Annotated in this window: 3 protein-coding genes; 1 reads left to right on the plus strand and 2 read right to left on the minus strand. The window is 62.6% G+C overall.

What is annotated here, in order from left to right:
• The coding region (locus EN994_RS18165; RefSeq protein WP_127307700.1) for a M20/M25/M40 family metallo-hydrolase at positions 1-685 on the minus strand (685 nt) is incomplete at its 3' end.
• Between the two features lie 416 nt (positions 686-1,101).
• On the opposite strand from EN994_RS18165, the gene polA reads away from it, so the two are divergent.
• Positions 1,102-4,053, plus strand: a complete 2,952-nt coding sequence (polA, locus tag EN994_RS18170; RefSeq protein ID WP_063170336.1) for a DNA polymerase I — start codon at positions 1,102-1,104, stop codon at positions 4,051-4,053.
• Positions 4,054-4,205: 152 nt separating this feature from the next.
• On the opposite strand, the gene EN994_RS18180 is transcribed toward polA, so the two are convergent.
• Positions 4,206-4,610: a Fur family transcriptional regulator gene (locus EN994_RS18180; protein ID WP_013529546.1), complete on the minus strand. Its 405-nt coding sequence runs from the start codon at positions 4,608-4,610 to the stop codon at positions 4,206-4,208.
• Positions 4,611-4,795: the final 185 nt, after the last annotated feature.

Raw genomic sequence — 4,795 nt, forward strand, 5'->3', positions numbered from 1 at the left:
CGGCGGCACCACCATAGAGGCCCGAATGCAGGTCGCGGTCGGCGGCCTTCACCGTGATCTCCTCACCCACCAGCCCGCGCAATCCGACGCAGATCGACGGCGTGTCGCGATCCCACATGCCGGTATCGCAGACCAGCGCGAAATCGGCCTTGAGTTCGCCGGCATTGGCCTCGAGGAACGGCTTCAGCGAAGGCGAACCGGATTCCTCCTCGCCCTCGAACAGGATGGTGATGCGGCAAGGCAGATTGCCATGCACCTGTTTCCAGGCGCGGCAAGCCTCGACGAAGGTCATCAACTGGCCCTTGTCGTCGGCCGACCCCCGACCGACGATCACCTTGTGGTCCGGCCCGACCTCCTTGACAGCAGGCGCGAACGGATCGCTTTCCCACAATTCGATCGGGTCGACCGGCTGAACGTCATAATGGCCGTAAAACAGCACATGCGGCGAACCGGCCGGGCCGTCATGGTGCGCAACCACCATCGGGTGGCCGGGCGTGTCGCGAACGCTGGCGTCGAAGCCGATCAGCTCGAGTTCGGCCACCAGCCATTCCGCCGCCTTGCGGCAGTCGGCGGCATAGGCTGGATCGGTGGAGATGGACTTGATCCTGAGCAAGCCGAACAGGCGCTCGAGGCTCTGGTCGAGATTCTTGTCGAGACGGTCGAGGACGGGGGAAACTGCGGACATATGTGAAGCCTTTCGATTCAGAACCGGAACCGTAAAGGCATGACGGGAAAACGAAAAGCCCGCGATCATTGGACCACGGGCTGCAAACGTCTCTGCGAGGCAAAAAAAGACCGCCGTGGTGGAGGGGGAACCACGGCGGCCTTCTACTCGAAACGATGCGGCAGCCCGGAGAGGGGGGATAGGCTGCCGCAGGTGTCCGGGATAGGCGGGGGACGGGCCTTGCTCCGGACTCGGCGAAAACTGCCGATGACGTGTATTTGGGTCTCTGAACGTGGCGATTCAAGGGCACGAAAATTACAGTTTTGTAACATGGGCGTGAGCAGGGTGACGGCGATCTGTCAGGGTGTTGCCGGAACCGATAGTCGAGGCTGCCTTTGGCATGGACCAAGCCGCCGCGCCGCGCTATCCCTGCCGGCATGAAAAAAGGCGATCATCTCTTCCTTGTCGACGGCTCCGGCTACATCTTCCGTGCCTATCACGCGCTGCCGCCGCTGACCCGCAAATCCGACGGCCTGCCGGTCGGCGCCGTTTCCGGCTTCTGCAACATGCTGTGGAAGCTGATGCTCGACGCCCGCAATACCGATGTAGGCATCGTGCCGACGCATTTCGCCGTCATTTTCGACTATTCGTCAAAAACCTTCCGCAACGACCTCTACCCCGAATACAAGGCCAACCGCTCGGCACCGCCGGAAGATTTGATCCCGCAATTCGGCCTGATCCGCCAGGCGACCAGGGCGTTCAACCTGCCCTGCGTCGAGATCGAAGGCTACGAGGCTGACGATCTGATCGCCACCTATGCGAGGCTCGCCTGCGAAGCCGGCGGCGATACCACCATCATCTCCTCCGATAAGGATTTGATGCAACTGGTTGGCGATACGGTCGCCATGTACGACCCGATGAAGGACCGCCAGATCGGAATTCCGGAGGTCATCGAGAAATGGGGCGTGCCGCCGGAGAAGATGGTCGACCTGCAGGCACTGACCGGCGATTCGGTCGACAATGTGCCTGGTGTGCCCGGCATCGGGCCGAAGACGGCGGCGCAACTGCTCGAACAGTTCGGTGACCTCGACACGCTGCTGGCCCGGGCCGGCGAGATCAAGCAGGACAAGCGCCGGGAATCGATCATCGCCAACGCCGACAAGGCGCGCATTTCTCGTCAGCTGGTGACGCTGATGAACGACGTACCGGTGACCGAGGGTCTGGAGGATTTCGTCCTGCACGCGCCCGACGGCCCGAAGCTGATCGGTTTCCTCAAGACCATGGAATTCACCTCGCTGACCCGCCGTGTCGCGGAAGCGACCAGCACCGAGGCCGGCGACGTCCAGGCCGTCGCGGTCACCGTCGAACGCGCCGATCATGCCCATGGCCCGGACGTTGGCGCCGGTTTGCCGCCGGTTGCCCGAAACGCGCCTGGCACTGAACCGGACGAAGCCGGCGGGACGGCGGAGACGTCAAAACAAGGCGATACCCCCTCCCTGCTCGCGGCACTAAGGCTGGAGCGCGCGGCCACCGGCAAGATCGACATTTCGGCCTATCACTGCATCCGCGATATCTCGACCCTGAAAGCCTGGGTCGCCGAGGCACGGGAGGCTGGCATCGCCGCCTTCGACGTCAGGGCGACATCCGCCGATCCGATGCAGGCGGAACTGATCGGCATGGCCATCGCCACGGCTCCCGGACGCGCCGCCTACATTCCCTTCGCCCACATGAGCGGCAATGGCGACCTGCTCGGTGGTGGCGCGCTCGAAAACCAGATTCCGCTGCGCGAGGCGCTGGCGGTGCTGAAACCGCTGCTCGAAGACAGATCGGTTCTCAAGATCGCGCAGAACCTGAAATACGATCTTGTCATCATGAGCCGCTACGGCATCGATGTCGCACCGTTCGACGACACCATGCTGATCTCCTACGTGCTCGATGCCGGTACGCCCCATGGTCACGGCATGGATGCGCTTGCCGAAAAGTGGCTCGGTCATACTCCTCTTCAGCTCAAGGACGTGACCGGCTCGGGCAAAAGCTCGGTCGGTTTCGATCAGGTCGACATCGACAAGGCGACGGCTCATGCCGCCGAAGACGCCGATGTGACGCTGCGGCTCTGGCTGGTGCTGAAACCGCGGCTTGCCGCCAAGGGCCTGGTGTCGGTCTATGAGCGGCTGGAGCGGCCGCTGGTGCCGGTGCTGGCGCGCATGGAACAGCGCGGCATCTCGGTCGACAGGCAGATCCTCTCGCGGCTCTCCGGCGAATTGGCGCAGGGCGCCGCTCGCCTCGAAGAGGAAATCTACCAGCTCATCGGCGAACGCATCAACATCGGTTCGCCAAAGCAGCTCGGCGACATCCTGTTCGGGCGCATGGGCCTGCCCGGCGGTTCGAAGACCAAGACCGGCCAGTGGTCGACCTCGGCGCAGCTTCTCGAAGATCTCGCTGCCGAAGGTCACGAACTGCCGCGCAAGATCGTCGACTGGCGCCAGCTGACCAAGCTGAAATCGACCTATACCGATGCGCTGCCCGGCTTCATCCACCCCGACACCAAGCGCGTCCACACCTCCTACGCGTTGGCCGCTACGACGACGGGACGCCTGTCATCCTCCGATCCGAACCTGCAGAACATCCCGGTGCGCACCGCCGAGGGCCGCAAGATCAGGACCGCCTTCATCACCGACAAGAGCCATCGGCTGGTCTCGGCCGACTACAGCCAGATCGAATTGCGGGTGCTCGCCCATGTCGCCGAGATCCCGCAACTGCGGCAGGCTTTCGCCGACGGCGCCGACATCCACGCCATCACCGCGTCGGAGATGTTCAACGTGCCGGTCGAAGGCATGCCCTCGGAGGTTCGCCGCCGCGCCAAGGCGATCAATTTCGGCATCATCTACGGCATTTCGGCCTTCGGTCTCGCCAACCAGCTGTCGATCCCGCGCGAGGAAGCCGGCAACTACATCAAGAAATATTTCGAGCGCTTCCCCGGCATCCGCGATTACATCGAGGAGACCAAGGCCTATGCCCGCGAGCACGGCTTTGTCGAAACGATCTTCGGCCGCCGCATCCATTACCCCGACATAAGATCGTCCAACCCCTCGCTCCGCGCCTTCAACGAACGCGCCTCGATCAATGCCCGCCTGCAAGGCACCGCCGCCGACATCATCCGCCGTGCCATGATCCGCATGGAGGAGGCGCTGGAAAAAGCAGGCCTTTCGGCACGCATGCTGCTGCAGGTGCATGACGAACTGATCTTCGAGACCGTCGAGGCGGAAGTCGAGGCGACGATCCCGGTCGTGCGTCATGTCATGGAAAACGCGGCGATGCCGGCGGTCTCAATGTCGGTGCCGCTGCATGTCGACGCGCGAGCCGCCAACAACTGGGACGAGGCGCATTAGCACCAACGCAAGTTGTGTTGAGATTCAGATCAGGCCGAGCCGAAAATGGTGGATTCCGAGAACCGGAGCGGAGCGTACTTTTCGTACGTGAGCACCGGAAGCGGCAGGAAGCCGCCATTTGCAGGCCGGCATCATCTGAATCTCAACTCACCTCAAGCCGCCTCAGCCAAACACTTGGCACATGTCCCGCGAAACTCGATCACCGCCTTCTTGGCGGCGAAGCCGGTGGAGCGCACCCATTCGTCCAAGCTGTGGCCGACATCGTGGTCTGACATTTCGGTGACCTGCCCGCATGTGTCGCAAATGGCGAAGGCAGTCATCGAATGGCTGTGGTCATGCGGCTCGGCGCAGGCGACGAAGGAATTGATGCTTTCAAGCCGATGCACGAAACCTGACTTCACCAGCGTGTCGAGCGCGCGATAGACCTGGAGCGGTGCGCGAAAACCGCGCTCGCGCAATTGGTCGAGCAAGGTGTAGGCACTGAGCGGTCCGCTGGCGGTCTCGAGTTTCTCGAGCACGCACAGCTGGTTTTTCGTCAGCACATCCCTTGCCGCCATGATCCTGTTTCCAACTCGCCTTGCGTCGCTTGCGCCGCGCACAAACGATCCATGTCCCATCCAGATAGCGACGAACAGGCATTTTTGCTACTGTTTCCAGCATTCTGCCCGCAAGGCCGCCGAGAACATCGATCGGAGCGGGGCAACAGGCAGGTTGCCCGCCGTTTTTCGCTTTGCCGGCTTAT

This window comes from Mesorhizobium sp. M7A.F.Ca.CA.002.09.1.1 (genome assembly GCF_003998555.1).
GTDB classification, from domain to species: Bacteria; Pseudomonadota; Alphaproteobacteria; order Rhizobiales; family Rhizobiaceae; genus Mesorhizobium; species Mesorhizobium ciceri.